This is a genomic window from Pelomonas sp. BJYL3, from assembly GCF_027257975.1.
GTDB classification, from domain to species: domain Bacteria; phylum Pseudomonadota; class Gammaproteobacteria; order Burkholderiales; family Burkholderiaceae_C; genus Roseateles_B; species Roseateles_B flavus.
Genome location: NZ_JANZKX010000004.1, coordinates 357,118 through 372,051, shown reverse-complemented (window position 1 = coordinate 372,051; position 14,934 = coordinate 357,118). Strand labels below are relative to the sequence as shown.

The window sequence follows — 14,934 nt, the reverse complement described above, 5'->3', positions numbered from 1 at the left end:
TCGCTCAGGCAGCGGCGCACACTGCATCCATCACTGAAGCCGTAGAGGTGGACCATGGCACAGCTGATCAAGCCCCGCGGGGCCGCACATCCCGAGACCGGCATGGCCCGCATGGCCGCGCTGGGACGCAGCGCGATGAACGCCATCGCACGGCCGCTGAACATCGTCGGGAGCAGCAAGATCGACGGCCTGGAAGTCCAGGACTCGACGCTGGAGGAATGGGAGCAATGCCAGTCCCAGTTCGAGGACAAGTTCCGCCACGGCGTCTCCGACTACCTGCGCTGAGCGCCCTGCCTGCGCCGCTCCGTCCGCTCCTGGGTCCTCAGGATGCAGGCCGGACGCCGGCCGGGCGCTACATTGCGGTCCATGCATTGCAGCGCCCCCGCCACTCGCCCACTCCCCTTTCGGTCCCTGGTGCAGGCCGCCCTTCTGGGTCTGGCCTGCGTGGGCCTCGCCTTGCCGGTGCGGGGCGCCACGGACCGGCTGCCGGCGCAGGGTGCCACGAACCGGCTGCCGGCGCCGGTGGCCGCCGCTCTTCAGCGGGCCGGCTTGCCGCCTGAATCCCTGGCCCTGCGTGCCTTCCCGCTGGACCGCCCCCGGGCCGGCTACGCCTGGCAGGCGGACCGGCCCATGGTGCCGGGCTCGGTGGCCAAGCTGCTGACGGCGGCCGTCGCCCTGGACCAGCTGGGGCCAGGCGCGCGGACCCGGACCGAGCTGCTGAGCACGGGCACGCCGCAGGACGGCATCCTCGAGACCCCGCTGTACCTGCGCGGCGGCGGCGACGGCGAGCTGGACAGCGCCGCCCTGTGGCAGCTGCTGCGCGAGCTGCGGCAGTCCGGCGTGCGCGAGCTGCGCGGCGGCCTGGTGCTGGACCGCAGCGCCTTCCAGCCCGAGCGCGAGGACCTGCAGACGCCGGACTTCGACGACACGCCCAACTTCCCCTACAACGTCGTGCCCGACGCCCTGCTGCTGGAGGGCGGCGTGCAGCTGCTGGAGCTCGCCAGCGGTGCCCAGGGGCCGGTGCAGGCGCGCCTGCCGGCCTGGCCGCAGCTGCAGGTCGACACCAGCGGCCTGACCCTGGCCGAGGCCCCCTGCCGGCACTGGGACGTGCTGCCCCTGCAGCCGCGTTTCGAGCCCGGCCAGGGCGGCACGCCGCCGCGCCTGCTGCTCAGCGGCCGCTTCCCCGTCGAGTGCCGGGTGAGCCAGGCCCTGCAGCTGCTGGACCGCCAGTGGCTGCTGGGCGAGACAGTGCGCCAGCTGTGGCTGTCCCTGGGCGGGACGATGAGCGGCGAGCTGCGCAGCGGGCGCGCGCCCGCCGAGGCCCGCGTGCTGCAGACCCGCTGGGGCCGGCCGCTGGCGGAGGTGCTGCGCGGCGCGCTCAAGCGCTCCGACAACGTCCAGCTGCGCCTCGTCTACCTTCGACTGGGCCAGCAGGCGGGCGCTGACGCCGCCCTGCCCACTCGCGAGCGGGCCGCCCAGGCCGTGCAGCGCTGGCTGAGCGAGCAGGGGATCGCTGCGCCCGACCTGGTGCCGGACAACGGCGCCGGCCTCTCGCGCAGCGAGCGCATGAGCGCCGAGACCCTGGCCGCCGTGATCCGGCAGGCCGCCCAGGGCCGCCATGCGCCGGACTGGCTGGCCGGCCTGCCCCTGGCGGGTGTCGACGGCACGCTGTCACGCCGCTTCCAGGGCTCGCCGGCCCAGGGCCGGGCTCGGCTCAAGACGGGCACCTTGCGCAATGTCGTCTCCCTGGCCGGACTGGTGCAGGACCGTCGCGGCCGCTCCTGGGTGCTGGTGCTGATGCTCAATGACGAGTCGGCCCTCTGGGTGGGACGCCCGGCCCTGGACCGCATCGTGGACTGGCTGGCGGGTCAGTCCTGATCTCGCGGGCCGCCGTACTGGCGCTATGCTGCCTGCATGAAGCCTCTGGTCCTGACGCTGAGTCTGAGCCTGCTGGTCGCGACGCCGATCGCCGCCGAGCCACCGCCCGTGCTGCACTTCGGGACGGAACCCTTTCCACCCTATGTGATCGAGCGCCAGGGGCGGGCCGTGGGCCCCATGGTGGAGGTGCTGCGGGCCACCTGCGAGCGACTGGCCTGGCGCTGCGAGCTGACGCTGCTGCCCTGGCGCCGCGCGCTGGCCGAGGCCGAGGCCGGCCGCCTCGATGGCCTCTTCCCCCTGCTGCAGACGCCCGAGCGCGAGCGCCTGTTCCACTTCAGCAGCCCCGTGCTGAATGCCCGCTACGCCCTGTTCAGCCGCAGCGGCCAGAGCTACCGCTACGATGGACCGGCCAGCCTGGAGGGGCATGAGCTGGGCGTCTACGGCCCCTCGGGCTCGTCCATCGCCCTCAACGAGCTGCTGCAGGACGGCCCAACCGTCTCCGTGCATGTGGAACCCGACAACGCCACGGTGCTGCGCAAGCTGGTCCATGGCCGCTATGGCGAGCAAGGCCTGGCCTTCATCAACGAGAGCGTGGCGCTGTGGCTGCTCAAGCAGGAGCAGCTGCAGGGCCTGCAGATGGCCGGCGTGGTCCGGGAGATCAGCTACGGCTTCGGCCTCGTCAAGGCCCGGCTGTCGGAGGCCGACTTCCAGCGCTTCGACGAAGCCCTGCAGGCCAACTGCCGCAGCGGGCGCACGGCCGCGCTGGTCCGCCCCTACGCGCTGCCGGCCTCGGCCTGTGTGGTGCGCATGCCGCGCTGAGCGCCGGCGCGGGGCCTGCCGCGCCGGATGCGCGCCCCTCAGGCCCTATGCTGGCAGCCTCATCCCCGGAGACATCACCCCATGCTCCTGATGCCGCGGCCCGCCTCCGCCCGCCTTCCCGGCTTCCGTGCCCTGGTCCGCCTGCTCGGCACCGCCGTGGCGGGCCTGGCCGTGCTGGCGGCCCAGGCGGCGCCGGCGCCCCGGCGTCTCTTCCTGACTGAACCCTTCCCGCCCTACACCTACGAGCGTGCCGGCAAGCCTGCCGGCCCCATGGTGGATGTGCTGGACAAGGCCTGCGAGCAGCTCGGCTGGCGCTGCGAGGTCCGGGTGATGCCCTGGCGGCGGGCGCTGGCCCTGGCAGAGCAGGGCGCGGCCGACGGCCTGTTCACCGTGGTCGACGCCCCGGAGCGGCGCAAGTACTTCGCGCTCTCGCCGGCCGTGCTGCAGGCGCGCTACACCGTCTTCGGCCGCCAGGGCGAGAGCCTGCAATACAAGGGGCCGGCCTCGCTGGAGGGCCGCACGGTGGCGGCCTACGGCCCTTCGGGCACCTCGATGATGCTGGAGGAGCTGGCCCAGGGCCTGCAGATCCAGACCCTGATCGAGCGTGACAACCTCACCGTGCTGCGCATGCTGCACGCAGGCCGCTACGGCCCCCAGGGCCTGGTGCTGATGAACGAGGCCGTGGCCCTGTGGCTCACCGCCCAGAACGACATGCCGCCCCTGCAGGCCGTGGGCACGGTCAAGCAGTTCGGCTACCACTTCGGCCTGAGCCGACAGCGCCTGAGCGTGGCCGATCAGCAGCGCTTCCAGCGCGGCCTGCAGCAGCTGTGCCGCAGCGGGCGCATGGCCGAGCTGTTGCAGCCGTATGCGCTGCCGGCGGCGCCCTGCAACTGAAGGCCCCCGCTCAGGCCACCGCGGGCGCCAGGATGCGCAGGGTGCGGGCGTCCGCGTCGATCTCGGCCTCGGCGCCGATGGGCAGGGTGAACTTGCGCGGAATGTGGCCGATCATCGCGCCGCGATAGACCGGCACGCCCAGCCCGCCGAAGTAGTCCTCGAAAACCTCGTCCAGCGTCAGCGTGCCGAAGTTGCCGTCGCCCGGCTCGCACTTCGTGAACTGGCCCAGCACCACGCCGGCCAGGCGGCGGAAGGCCCCAGCCAGGCGCAGGGTGGCCAGCATGCGGTCCACGCGGTAGATGTACTCGTTGATGTCTTCCAGGAAGAGCACCGCGCCGTCGAAGTCCGGAAAGTAGGCCGAACCGGCCATGGCGCTGAGCACGGCCAGGTTGCCGCCCACCAGCCGGCCGCGGGCGCGCCCGCCGCGCACGGTCCAGGCGCGGTCGTGGGCCTGCACCAGATCGCCCCCCTGCTCGCCCTCGGGATTGCGCAGCAGCGGCGCCTCGCCCGCCATCACCAGGGCACGGAAGTGCTGGGTGGTGAAGGCCGTCCAGGTGGAGCCGGCAAAGGGTGCATGGAAGGTGAGGAGCCCGGTCTGGCGGTGGATGGCGTTGATCAGGCAGGTGACATCCGAGAAGCCGCCGAAGAACTTGGGATGCTGACGGATCAGGCCGTAGTCCAGCCGGTCCACGATGCGCGCGCAGCCCGAGCCGCCGGTGAGGGCCAGAAGGCCGGCGATGCCGTCATCGGCGAAGAAGCGGTGGATGTCCTCGGCGCGTTCGGCGTCGCTGCCACCGAACTGGCCGCGGCGGGACAGCGCATGCGCGCCCAGCGTCACCTTCAGGCCCAGGGCCTGCAGGGCCTCGATGGCCAGGGCCACGGGCTCGCGTTCGAAGCTGGCGTTGGCGGGGCTGATCAGGCCCAGCGTGTCGCCCGGGCGCAGGCGGCGCGGGCGCACGGGGTCAGGTCTTGCGCTCGCCGCCCCTGCGGCACCGGTGGCGGTCAGCGGGCCGAGCACGGCCGGGGCCTGCAGGAAATGACGTCGGTCCATGCGGGGCTCCTTCACAGCACGCGGGGCAGGGTGGCGCGCGCCTGCTCGCGGTCGCCGAACTCGAAATGCCACCATTCCGTGGCGATGGTGTGGAAGCCGCCCGCACGCATCGCTGCGCGCAGCCAGCCGCGGTGCACCAGCTGCTGCGCCGTCAGCAGGCCCAGGGCCAGGTGCTCGGCTTCGTGGTCGGGGTGGGACAGCAGGCACATCTCGTCGAAGCCCGAGCCCATGTCCAGCTCCTGCCCGTGTTCGTCCAGCAGGCCGGCGTCCACCGCCACGCCAAAGGAATGCAGGGAGCCGGCCTCGGGGTGGGCCAGGTACATCGCCAGCGGCGTGCCGGCCAGCTCGGCGTAGAGCGCCTCCTGCACCCGCTGCGGGCGCAGGGCATCGAAGACGCGGATCTGCCATTGCGGCCGCTGCCGCTGCAGCCATTGCGCCGCGCGCCGCAGGCCCTCGGCTGCGTCCTTTCGCAGGTAGGCGCAGTCCAGCGGGCCGTAGACGTCACGGCTGACGAAGTTGTCGGGCGTGGCGTAGCGCAGGTCCAGGTCGACCTCCGCCATGCCGCGCAGGGGCTGGAAGTCGGGATGGGTCGCGATGTCCTCGCAGGCAATCATGGGAACGGGCAGGGTCTTCATTCGCGCCAGACCTTCTCGAACTCGACCCCACCATTGGGGTTGATCACAAAGCCTTTCACGTCCGCGCGCACCGGCAGGTACAGCGTGGAATGGGCGAAGGGGATCCAGGGCCGCTCGCGCTTGAAGATCTGCTGGGCCTGGACGTAGAGCGCGCTGCGCCGCGCGGCATCCGGCGTGGCGCGCGCGGTGTCGATCAGGCGCTCGAACTCCGCGTTGCAGAACTTCACGCCGCTGCGGTTGGCCGCGCAGCTGAGATTGGGGGTGAGGAACTCGTCGGCATCGCCGCTCTCGCCGCTCCAGCCGCTCATGTACACGTCATGCTCGCCCTTGTTGGCGCGCTTGAGGTACTCGCCCCACTCGTAGGTCTTGATGCTGGCGCGCACGCCGATGCGGGCCCAGTCCTGCTGGATCATCTGCGCCAGCAGCAGGCCGTTGGGATTGGTGGGCCGCGCGATGGGCAGGGCCCACAGGTCGAGGGCGAAACCCTGCGGGAAGCCGGCCTCGGCCAGCAGGCGGCGGGCGCGTTCGGGGTCGTACTCGTTGCGCAGCGTCGTGTCGAATCCCGGGATGGCCGGCGGGAAGGCGCTGGTGGCCGGCGTGGCGTCGCCGCGCGGGAACAGCACCTTGAAGAGGGCCGGGCGGTCGATGGCGATGTCCAGCGCCTCGCGTACCGCCCGGATGTTGGTGGGCGCGCGGGCCAGGTTGAAGCTCAGGTAGCTGATGTTGAGGGCCTGGACCTGCAGCAGCTGGATGTCCGCGCGCTTGGTGAGCACCGGCACGTCGATGTCGCGGGCTGGTGCGCTCACCTGGCATTCGCCGGCCAGCAGCTTCTGGATGCGCACATTGGGCTCGCGGGCGATGGCGAAGATCAGCTTGGGCGTGCGCACCGGCCCGGCCCAGTAGCCGGGGCTGGCCTCCAGGCGCAGCACGTCGTCCTTGGCATAGCTGCGAAAGGCGAAGGGGCCGGTGCCGATGGGCGCGTTGTTCAGCTTGTGCGGTTCGCCGCGCTGCAGCAGCTGGGCCGCATATTCCGCCGAATGGATGCCCGCGAAGGGCATGGCGAACCAGCTGAGGAAGACGACATTGGGCTCGCGCAGCGTGAAGCGCACGGTGTGATCGTCCAGCTTCTCAAGCTGCTGCACCAGCTTCGCCAGGCCCAGGTTGTTCGGGTAGATGAAGTTGCCGGGCAGGGCCTTGTTGAAGGGGTGGGCGGGGTCCAGGAAGCGGCCGAAGGTGAAGAGCACGTCATCCGCGTTGAACTCGCGCGAGGGCGTGAACCAGGCCCGCGAGTGGAAGCGCACGCCGCGGCGCAGCGTGAAGGTGAAGACGCGGGCGTCCTGCGACACCGTCCAGCGCTCCGCCAGCCGCGGCACCAGGGCCGTGCCGCCGCGCTCGAAGCCCAGCAGGCCCTGGAACATCTGGCGCACGGCGTTGTTGGTGCTGGTGCTGTCCCACAGGCCGGGATCGAAGCCCTCGGGGCTGGCCTCGCTGCAGTAGACGATGGGCTTGCCCACCGGCAGCGTGGCCTGGGCCGACGCAGCGGCGGTCGCCAGCATCAGCAGGGGAGCGAACAGCGGGGGGAGACCGGGGCGGGACATCGGCACAGGCGCGCAAGGCAGGTGGGACTGGGCTGCCATTGTGAGCGCAGCGCGCGCCCTGTCCAGGCAGGGGGCGCTCATGGCCGTGCGCCCGTGGGCGAGGGCAGGCGGGCGTGGCGCCGGCGGAACTCGCCCGGCGTGCAGGCCAGCAGGGCCTGGAAGCTGCGGTGCAGGCCGGCCTCGCTGCCATAGCCCAGCTGCTCGGCCACGGTCTTCACGGGCAGGGCGGACTCGCACAGCAGCTCCGCCGCCTGGCGCAGCTTGAGCAGGCGCAGCCACTGGCCGGCGGCCAGGCCGGTCTGCGCCGGCAGCCAGCGGCTGAGGCTGCGCACCGACAGCCCGAGCGCCTGCGCCGCCGCCGCCAGCGACAGCGCCTGCGCCGGCTGCCGCTGCGCGAAGACGATCAGGCGGCGCAGGGCCTCGTCGGACTGGCCCATCAGCTCCACGGGACGGAAGGCCGCCGGCCACTGCTGCGGGCGCGGCAGCATCAGCACGGCCTCGATGTCACGCAGGGCCGACGCCTCCAGACGCTCCGCCAGCGCCTGCAGCATCAGGGGCAGGTAGCCGTGCGGCCCTGCGGCGGTGCGCACGGGGCCGCTGGACACCAGCAGCTCGTCGAAGCGCCAGTGCACCTTGGGGAAGCGGGCGCCCAGGGCGGGCCTGAGCCACCAGGTGGCCGTGGCGTCCCGGCCGTCCAGCCGCCCGGCCGCCGCCAGCAGGGCGACGCCAGCGCAGTAGCTCCACAGCGCATGCCGCCTGGGCAGCTGGCCCAGGGCCTGCACCAGGGGGGCGAGCGTGGCCAGCTGCTGCGCCAGCGCCTGGGGCGAGTCCGTCCAGAGGCCGGGCAACAGCCAGGCCTCGCAGCCGGCTTCGGCCAGGGCCGCCTCGGCGGCGAGCACCGGGCCTTGCCAGGTCTTCACCGGGCGGCCATCCAGGCTGACCCAGCGCAGGCGCAAGACCTCGCGGCCGGCGCGCAGATGGGCCGCCCGGGCCAGGTCCGCTGCGGCGAAGAGGCCGGCGGGCATGCAGCCCTCGAAGAGCAGCAGGCCCAGGTTCAGCGGCGGTCTTGGCATGGCTTGGCCTGAAACGGCATGAAATTGGCGAATTGCGCCATTGTGGGGGTCGGCCGGGCTTTGAACAATCCGGCCAACGACCACTCACCACGCCCTGCGCGAGACCGCCCATGCACATCACCCAGATCCGCAATGCCACCGTGCTGCTGGAGTTCCGCGCCGGCGGCCACGACGTCGCCCTGCTGGTGGACCCCATGCTGGCCGAGGCCGGGGCCCTGCCCAGCCTGCGCTACCTGGGGGGCACGCGGCGGCGCAATCCGCTGGTGCCGCTGCCGGCCGCCGCGGGGCCGGCGCTGGAGCGCAGCACCCATGCCCTGATCACGCATTGCCAGAAGGGTCACTTCGACCACCTGGATCGCGCCGGCCGACGCTTCCTGCGCGAGCGCGGCCTGCCCGTGCTCTGCATGCCGGACGATGCCGCCTGGCTCAGCGCCCGCGGCCTGCAGGCGCAGCCCCTGGCAGGCCTGCAGCGCCAGCCCTTCCTGGGCGGCTTCGTCACGCCCATCCCCTGCCTGCATGGCCGTGGCTGGGTGGGGCGGCTGATGGCCCATGGCGCGGGCTACCTGATCGAGATGCCGGGCGAGCCCAGCGTCTATGTGGCGGGCGACACCGTGCTGCACGAGCCCGTGCGCCACTGCCTGTCGGTGCTGAGGCCGGACATCGCCGTGCTGCCTGCCGGCGGCGCCCGCTTCGACCTGGGCGGTGAAATCCTGATGGACGCGGCCGAGGTGGCCGAGGCCGGGCGGCTGTTCGCGGGCCAGCTGGTGGTCAACCACCTCGAAGCCCTGGACCACTGCCCCGTGAGCCGCGAGGACGTGCGGCGCGAGGCCGCCTGCCTGGGCGATCGCCTGTGGGTGCCGATGGACGGCGAGTCGCGCCGCTACCCAGCCCCGGCGGGCCTTCAGCGCGCGGCCTGAGCCAGCCGGCCGCAGAGGTAGGTCCAGACGAACTGCGCGGCGGCGTAGCTGGTCAGCTCGGCGTGGTCGTAGGGCGGGGCCACCTCCACGCAGTCCATGCCCACCCAGGGCAGGTCGGCCAGCTCCTCCAGGATGCTCAGCACCTGGTTGCTGCTCATGCCGCCGGGCTCGGGCGTGCCGGTGCCGGGCGCGAAGGCGGGGTCCAGGCAGTCGATGTCCAGGCTGAGGTAGATCGGCGGATGGCCCAGCGCCGCCATTCGCTCGCGGATGCCGCCCAGCACGCCGGCCAGCTGGGCCGGGCTCTCCAGGCCGCGCAGGCTGCGGGCGTCGTGGATCAGGCCGCCCTGGTCGCGGACGTAGTCGCGGGCCTCGCGCTGGCCGGCCGAGCGGATGCCCAGCTGCACCATGCCCTCGGGCATCACCAGGCCCTCCTGCAGGGCCTCGTAGACCCAGGTGCCATGGCCGCTGGGCTCGCCGAAGTGGTCTTCCCAGGTGTCGCAGTGGGCGTCGAAGTGCAGGCAGGCCAGGGGCCGGCCGACGTGGGCCCGGTAGGCGCGCAGCAGGGGCAGGGTGATGCTGTGGTCCCCGCCCAGCCAGACCATGTGCTGCTGCGCGATCAGCGGCTGGATCAGGGGCATCATCGCGGCGCGCATGCCCTCCAGGCTGGTGTTGGGCAGGGGGAGGTCGCCGTGGTCCTGGAGATGGCCGTCGGGCGTGGTGTCGAAGAAGGGGTGGATGCCGTCGCACAGCATGTGGCTGGCCTCGCGGATGGCGCGCGGGCCGAAGCGGGCGCCGGGCCGGTTGGTCACGCAGCCGTCCCAGGCGATGCCGGCCAGGCCGAAGGGCTTGCTGCCCGGCGCGGCGGCGGGCTGCTTCATGAAACTCGTGTGGCTGAGGAAGGCGAACTGCGTCATGGCGAGGTCATGGAGGGGATGCGGGGCCATCTTGACCGAAGTCGGCGCCTGCGTCACCTCGTGCATGCGCGAGGCGGGAAGCCGGGCTCAGCCGCGGCGCAGCCTGGGGTCCAGTGCATCCCGCAGGCCGTCGCCGACGAGGTTGACGCTCAGCACCGTCAGCAGGATGGCCAGGCCCGGCAGGCTCAGGACCCAGGGCGCGCGCTGGAGCGCGTCTCGCGCCGTGGCCAGCATGCCGCCCCACTCCGGCGTGGGCGCCTGCACGCCCAGGCCCAGAAAGCCCAGACCCGCCGCCTCCAGGATGGCCGAGGAGAAGGCCAGCGTGGCCTGCACGATCAGCGGCGCGGCGCAGTTGGGCAGCACGGTGCGGAACATCAGGTGCCAGGACGAGGCCCCGGCGGCCCGGGCCGCCTGCACGTAATCGCGGGACTTCTCGGCCAGGGCCGCGGCGCGTGCCAGCCGGGTGCTGCCGGGCAGGGCGCCGATGGCGATGGCGATCACCGTGTTCATCAGCCCCGGGCCGAGGATGGTGATCACGCAGATGGCCAGCAGCAGCCCCGGCAGCGCCAGCAGCACGTCCATGCTGCGCATCACCAGGGGCGAGAGCCAGCGCTCGTGGAAGGCGGCCAGCAGGCCCAGCACGATGCCCGGCACGAGCGCCAGCACCACCGAGGCCAGGCCCAGGCCCAGGGAGACGCGCGCGCCGTGCAGCAGGCGCGAGAGCAGGTCGCGGCCCAGCTCGTCGGTGCCCAGCGGGAAGCGGGCGATGCCGCCCTCCATCCACAGCGGCGGCTGCAGCAGGTGGTCGCGGTACTGCTGCAGCGGATCGTGCGGAGACAGCCAGGGCGCCAGCAGGGCCGCCAGCGCCACCAGGCCGAACACCCCCAGGGCCGCCAGGGCGCCGCGCTGCGTGGCAAAGCGGTCCCAGGCCGCGCGTGCCGGGCTGCGGCCCCGCGGCGGGCGTGGGGTCAGGTCTGGAGTCCGGGAGGGCTGGTTCATGGCTTCAGCGCGCACGCATCCGCGGGTTGACGACGCCATAGAGCAGGTCCACCGCCAGGTTCACCCCCATGAAGGTCAGCGCGGAGATCAGGATGCCCGCCTGCACCACGGGATAGTCGCGCCGGGCGATGGCGTCGATCAGCCACTTGCCCACGCCGGGCCAGGAGAAGATGGTCTCGGTGAGCACCGCGCCGGCCAGCAGGCTGCCGGTCTGCAGGCCCACCACGGTCAGCACGGGCACCAGGGCGTTGCGCAGGGCATGGCCCAGCACCACGCGGGCGGTGGAGAGGCCCTTGGCGCGGGCGGTGCGGATGTAGTCCTCCTGCAGCACCTCCAGCATGCTGGAGCGCGTCATGCGGGCGATCACCGCGGTGCTGGACGTGCCCAGCACCAGGGCCGGCAGCAGCAGGTGCAGCAGGGCCGAGCGCCAGGCGCCGGGCTCGGGGTGCAGGGCGGCGTCGACGAGCATGAAGCCGGTCACCCGCGTGACCTCGTACTCGATGGCGATGCGCCCCGTCACCGGCGTCCAGGCCAGGCCCACCGAGAAGGTCATGATGAGGATCAGGCCCCACCAGAACACCGGCATGGAATAGCCCAGCGTGGCCAGGCCCATCACGCCCTGGTCCAGCCAGGAGCCGCGCTTCAGGCTGGCCGCCAGGCCGAGGCCCAGACCGAGCAGCAGGGCCAGCAGCAGGGCGGCCACGGCCAGCTCCACCGTGGCAGGGAAGAGGGCGAGGAACTCCTGCGCCACCGGCTCATGGCTGACCAGGCTGCGGCCGAGGTCGCCCTGCAGGAGCTGCTGCAGGTAGCGGCCGTACTGCACGGGCCAGGGCGCGTCCAGCCCCAGTTCGTGCATCAGCCGGGCGTGCGTGGCGGCGTCCAGGGCGCGCTCCCCCATCATCACCTCGACCGGATCGCCGGGCACCAGGCGGATCAGGCCGAAGGCGACCAGGCTCACCCCCAGCAAGGTGGGCAGCAGGGTCAGCAGGCGGCGCAGCAGGGCGTTGAGCATGGGCGGGTGTCAGCGCGGCAGGCTGCCGTCCTTCATGCGAAATCCCTCGCGGCGGGTGATCACGTCCAGCAGGGCGGCGGTCTCGGCGTCGGCCTCGCCGTCGTAGCGGGCGGGGCGGTATTTCATCTGGAAGGCGGCCAGCACCTTGCGGGTCTCGGTGTCCCAGAGGCCGCTCTGCGTCAGGCCGAACCCGTGCTGGGCCAGCTTCTGCTGGAACCAGGCGGCGTCGGGCAGCCCCTGCTCATAGAAGGGGCGCAGGCTCTCCGCCAGGGCCTCGTCGGGCCAGGGAATGAGGCCGGCCGCCCACAGCTGCTTCCAGGGGAAGGCGGGGCCGGGGTCCTGCTTGCTGAGCGGTTGCACGTCGCTGTGGCCCAGGATGCGGTCCGGGCGGATGCGGTGGCGGGCGACGATGTCCTGGCACAGCCGGATCACCTCGTCGATCTGGGCCTGGGGGAAGGGTGCGTAGCGCGGGCCGTCGGGGGTGTCCACGCGGCCGGGGTTGACGATCTCGATGCCGATGGAGGCCGCGTTGAGGTTGCCCCAGCTCTTCCAGCGGCTCACGCCGGCATGCCAGGCGCGGCGGGACTCGTCCACCAGGCGGTAGATGCGCACGGGCTCGTCGCGCACCAGGTAGTGGGCCGAGACCTCGCCACCACCGGGATTGGGCTGGGTGAGCGTCTTCAGCGAACTCTCGAAGTTGCCGACGGTGTAATGCAGCACCAGCAGCTGGGCGCGGCTGTCCTGGTTGAAGGACGAAAAGCTGTCGTCGATCTGCAGGCCGCGCGGGCCGGTGGCGCAGGCGGCCAGCAGCAGGCTGGCCAGCAGGGGCAGGGAGCGGGTGAAGCGAACGGCACTCATCGGCCCGCATTGTTGCAGCTTGTGCATTGGGGAAAGGCCCGATCCCGCCGAGGGGCCTGACGAGCGGCAGGGAGCGGGTCCTGGCGCCACAATGCGGGCCTTCACGAAGACACCCTTGCCCCACCATGAAGACTGCCCGCAAGACCGCCTGGCGCCTCAGCGCCCTGGGCACCGCACTCGTCCTGGCCAGCCTCGCCCAGGCGCAGGAAGCCAAGCCCGCCGAACAGCCGCTGCAGAGCCTGCCCTACACGCCCAGCCTGGACCTCTCGGCCATGGACCGCACGGCAGACCCCTGCGAAGACCTCTACCAGTACGCCTGCGGCGGCTGGAACAAGAACAACCCCATCCCGGACGACCAGGCCCGGTGGTCCGTCTACGCCAAGGCGGCCAATGACAACCAGCGCTACCTCTGGGGCATCCTGGAGAAGCTGGCCCAGCCCGCGGCGGCCGGCGAGACCCGCAGCGCTTCGCAGGCGAAGATCGGTGACTACTTCGCCGCCTGCATGGACGAGGCCGCCGTCGCGAAGAACGGCCTGGCCGCGCTCAAGCCGCTGATGAGCCGCATCGAGGGTATGAAGGACAAGTCCGAGCTGCCCTTCGTGCTGGCGGCCCTGCACCAGAACACCCACAACAACCGGATCTTCTTCAGCTTCGGCTCAGGCCAGGACTTCGCGGACAGCACCCGCCAGATCGCCTTCGCGGCCACGGGCGGCCTGAGCCTGCCGGAGCGCGACTACTACCTCAAGACCGATGCCAAGAGCCGCGAGCTGCGCGCCAAGTTCCAGGCCCATGTGGCCCGCATCTTCGAGCTGATGGGCGATGCCAAGCCGCAGGCCGCGGCCAATGCACGCCTGGTGCTGAGCGTGGAGACCGCGCTGGCCAAGGCCTCGCTGAGCGTGGTCGACAAGCGCGACCCCTACAAGAGCTTCCACCGCTACACGGCCAAGCAGCTGCAGGCCCTGATCCCGGACTTCGACTTCCCCGCCTACCAGAGCGCGCAAGACCTGACCCCGCAGCAGGAGTTCAATGTCACCGAGCCCGCGTTCTACAAGGCCCTGGGTCAGCAGTGGAAGCGCCTGCCCGTGGCCGACCTCCGCACGATGCTGCGCTGGCAGCTGGCCAGCAGCATGGCGCCCTACCTGGGCCCGGACTTCGTCAACGAGCACTTCGAGTTCTTCAGCAAGACCCTGCACGGCGTGCCCAAGCAGCAGGCGCGCTGGAAGAAGTGCGTGACCCTGGTCGACGGGCAGCTGGGCGAGGCCCTGGGCCAGGAGTTCGTGGCCCGCAACTTCAGCCCGGAGCTGAAGGCCGCCACCATCCGCATGACCGAGCAGATCGAGGTCGAGATGGGCAAGTCCATCCAGGCCCTGCCCTGGATGAGCGATGACACCAAGAAGCGCGCGCTCGAGAAGCTGCACAGCATCGTCAACAAGGTCGGCTACCCAGACCAGTGGCGTGACTACAGCCGCTTTGCCGTGCTGCGCGAGGACTTCGTGGGCAATGTGATGCGCGGCCAGGCCTTCGAGCGCCGCCGTGACCTGGGCAAGATCGGCCAGCCCCTGGACCGCGGCGAATGGGGCATGACGCCGCAGACGGTCAACGCCTACTACAACGCCCAGATGAACGACATCAACTTCCCCGCCGGCGTGCTGCAGCCCCCGCTGTACGACGCGAAGCTGGACGATGCGCCCAACTACGGCAACACCGGCGGCACCATCGGTCACGAGCTGGTGCACGGCTTCGACGACGAAGGCCGCCAGTTCGACGCCAAGGGCAATCTGAAGGACTGGTGGACCAAGAAGGACGCCAAGGCCTTCGAGCAGCGCGCGGCCTGCGTCTCCAAGCAGTACGCCCAGTACAAGGTGATCGACGACATCCGGATCAACAGCAAGCTGACCCTGGGCGAAGACCTGGCCGACCTCGGCGGCCTGGTCCTGGCCTGGGCTGCCTGGCAGACCCAGATCGCCGGCAAGCAGCTGCCCACGGTGGACGGCCTGACGCCGGAGCAGCGCTTCTTCGTGGGCTTCGCCCAGTGGGACTGCAGCGACACCCGGCCGGAGGCCGCCCGCGTGCATGCCGCCACGGACCCGCACTCGCCGGGCCGCTACCGCATCAACGGCGTGGCGGTGAATATGCCCGAGTTCGAGAAGGCCTTCGCCTGCAAGCCGGGCCAGGCCATGGTCAAGCCGGCCGCGGAGCGCTGCAAGGTCTGGTAAGCCGGACCTGAAGTGAGCGGGGGGCTGCTGCGGCGGCCCTCTTTTTTTGGCAAGACGTGACCCCCGGCAT

14 protein-coding genes are annotated in these 14,934 nt (G+C 71.8%); 6 read left to right on the top strand and 8 right to left on the bottom strand.

Annotated features, from left to right (window positions below; translation table 11 throughout):
* Nucleotides 1-54: 54 nt before the first annotated feature.
* From O9Y01_RS15330 to O9Y01_RS15315, 4 genes are all read left to right on the top strand, one after another.
* The gene (locus O9Y01_RS15330; RefSeq protein ID WP_269632479.1) at nucleotides 55-285 is read left to right on the top strand and encodes a hypothetical protein; all 231 of its coding nucleotides are present in this window, start codon (nucleotides 55-57) and stop codon (nucleotides 283-285) included.
* A gap of 129 nt (nucleotides 286-414) precedes the next feature.
* Nucleotides 415-1,878 (top strand): D-alanyl-D-alanine carboxypeptidase/D-alanyl-D-alanine endopeptidase, encoded by a 1,464-nt coding sequence (gene dacB / locus O9Y01_RS15325; RefSeq protein WP_269632478.1) that lies wholly within the window; start codon nucleotides 415-417, stop codon nucleotides 1,876-1,878.
* Between the two features lie 36 nt (nucleotides 1,879-1,914).
* Entirely contained in the window at nucleotides 1,915-2,697 is a 783-nt protein-coding gene (locus O9Y01_RS15320; protein ID WP_269632477.1) for a substrate-binding periplasmic protein, read from the top strand.
* 81 nt (nucleotides 2,698-2,778) lie between these two features.
* The gene (locus O9Y01_RS15315) at nucleotides 2,779-3,591 is read left to right on the top strand and encodes a substrate-binding periplasmic protein (RefSeq protein ID WP_269632476.1); all 813 of its coding nucleotides are present in this window, start codon (nucleotides 2,779-2,781) and stop codon (nucleotides 3,589-3,591) included.
* A gap of 10 nt (nucleotides 3,592-3,601) precedes the next feature.
* Here the strand turns inward: O9Y01_RS15315 and O9Y01_RS15310 are convergent, their stop codons facing one another.
* The 4 genes from O9Y01_RS15310 to O9Y01_RS15295 form a co-directional block, all read right to left on the bottom strand.
* Nucleotides 3,602-4,642, bottom strand: a complete 1,041-nt coding sequence (locus tag O9Y01_RS15310; protein WP_269632475.1) for a S66 peptidase family protein — start codon at nucleotides 4,640-4,642, stop codon at nucleotides 3,602-3,604.
* A gap of 11 nt (nucleotides 4,643-4,653) precedes the next feature.
* Nucleotides 4,654-5,277 carry a M15 family metallopeptidase gene (locus tag O9Y01_RS15305; RefSeq protein ID WP_269632474.1) on the bottom strand — a complete coding sequence of 208 codons (624 nt, stop codon included), beginning with the start codon at nucleotides 5,275-5,277 and terminating at the stop codon, nucleotides 4,654-4,656.
* Nucleotides 5,274-6,875, bottom strand: a complete 1,602-nt coding sequence (locus tag O9Y01_RS15300) for an ABC transporter substrate-binding protein (RefSeq protein WP_269632473.1) — start codon at nucleotides 6,873-6,875, stop codon at nucleotides 5,274-5,276. Before O9Y01_RS15300 ends, O9Y01_RS15305 begins: the two co-directional genes overlap by 4 nt.
* A gap of 77 nt (nucleotides 6,876-6,952) precedes the next feature.
* On the bottom strand, nucleotides 6,953-7,948 hold the full coding sequence (locus O9Y01_RS15295; RefSeq protein WP_269632472.1) for a helix-turn-helix domain-containing protein: 996 nt from the start codon (nucleotides 7,946-7,948) through the stop codon (nucleotides 6,953-6,955).
* 110 nt (nucleotides 7,949-8,058) lie between these two features.
* Between O9Y01_RS15295 and O9Y01_RS15290 the strand changes: the two genes are divergently transcribed.
* On the top strand, nucleotides 8,059-8,865 hold the full coding sequence (locus tag O9Y01_RS15290; protein ID WP_269632471.1) for an MBL fold metallo-hydrolase: 807 nt from the start codon (nucleotides 8,059-8,061) through the stop codon (nucleotides 8,863-8,865).
* On the opposite strand, the gene O9Y01_RS15285 is transcribed toward O9Y01_RS15290, so the two are convergent.
* The 4 genes from O9Y01_RS15285 to O9Y01_RS15270 all read right to left on the bottom strand — a co-directional run bounded on the left by O9Y01_RS15285 (nucleotide 8,850) and on the right by O9Y01_RS15270 (nucleotide 12,648).
* On the bottom strand, nucleotides 8,850-9,779 hold the full coding sequence (locus O9Y01_RS15285; protein WP_269632470.1) for an agmatinase: 930 nt from the start codon (nucleotides 9,777-9,779) through the stop codon (nucleotides 8,850-8,852). The genes O9Y01_RS15290 and O9Y01_RS15285 overlap by 16 nt on opposite strands.
* 87 nt (nucleotides 9,780-9,866) lie before the next feature.
* A complete protein-coding gene (locus O9Y01_RS15280) occupies nucleotides 9,867-10,778 on the bottom strand; it encodes an ABC transporter permease (RefSeq protein ID WP_269632469.1) in 912 nt (303 codons plus the stop codon).
* 4 nt (nucleotides 10,779-10,782) lie between these two features.
* Entirely contained in the window at nucleotides 10,783-11,790 is a 1,008-nt protein-coding gene (locus O9Y01_RS15275; protein WP_269632468.1) for an ABC transporter permease, read from the bottom strand.
* A 9-nt stretch (nucleotides 11,791-11,799) separates the two neighbouring features.
* Nucleotides 11,800-12,648 carry an N-acetylmuramoyl-L-alanine amidase gene (locus O9Y01_RS15270; protein ID WP_269632467.1) on the bottom strand — a complete coding sequence of 283 codons (849 nt, stop codon included), beginning with the start codon at nucleotides 12,646-12,648 and terminating at the stop codon, nucleotides 11,800-11,802.
* A 125-nt stretch (nucleotides 12,649-12,773) separates the two neighbouring features.
* On the opposite strand from O9Y01_RS15270, the gene O9Y01_RS15265 reads away from it, so the two are divergent.
* Nucleotides 12,774-14,864 (top strand): M13 family metallopeptidase, encoded by a 2,091-nt coding sequence (locus O9Y01_RS15265; RefSeq protein ID WP_269632466.1) that lies wholly within the window; start codon nucleotides 12,774-12,776, stop codon nucleotides 14,862-14,864.
* Nucleotides 14,865-14,934 lie beyond the last annotated feature (70 nt).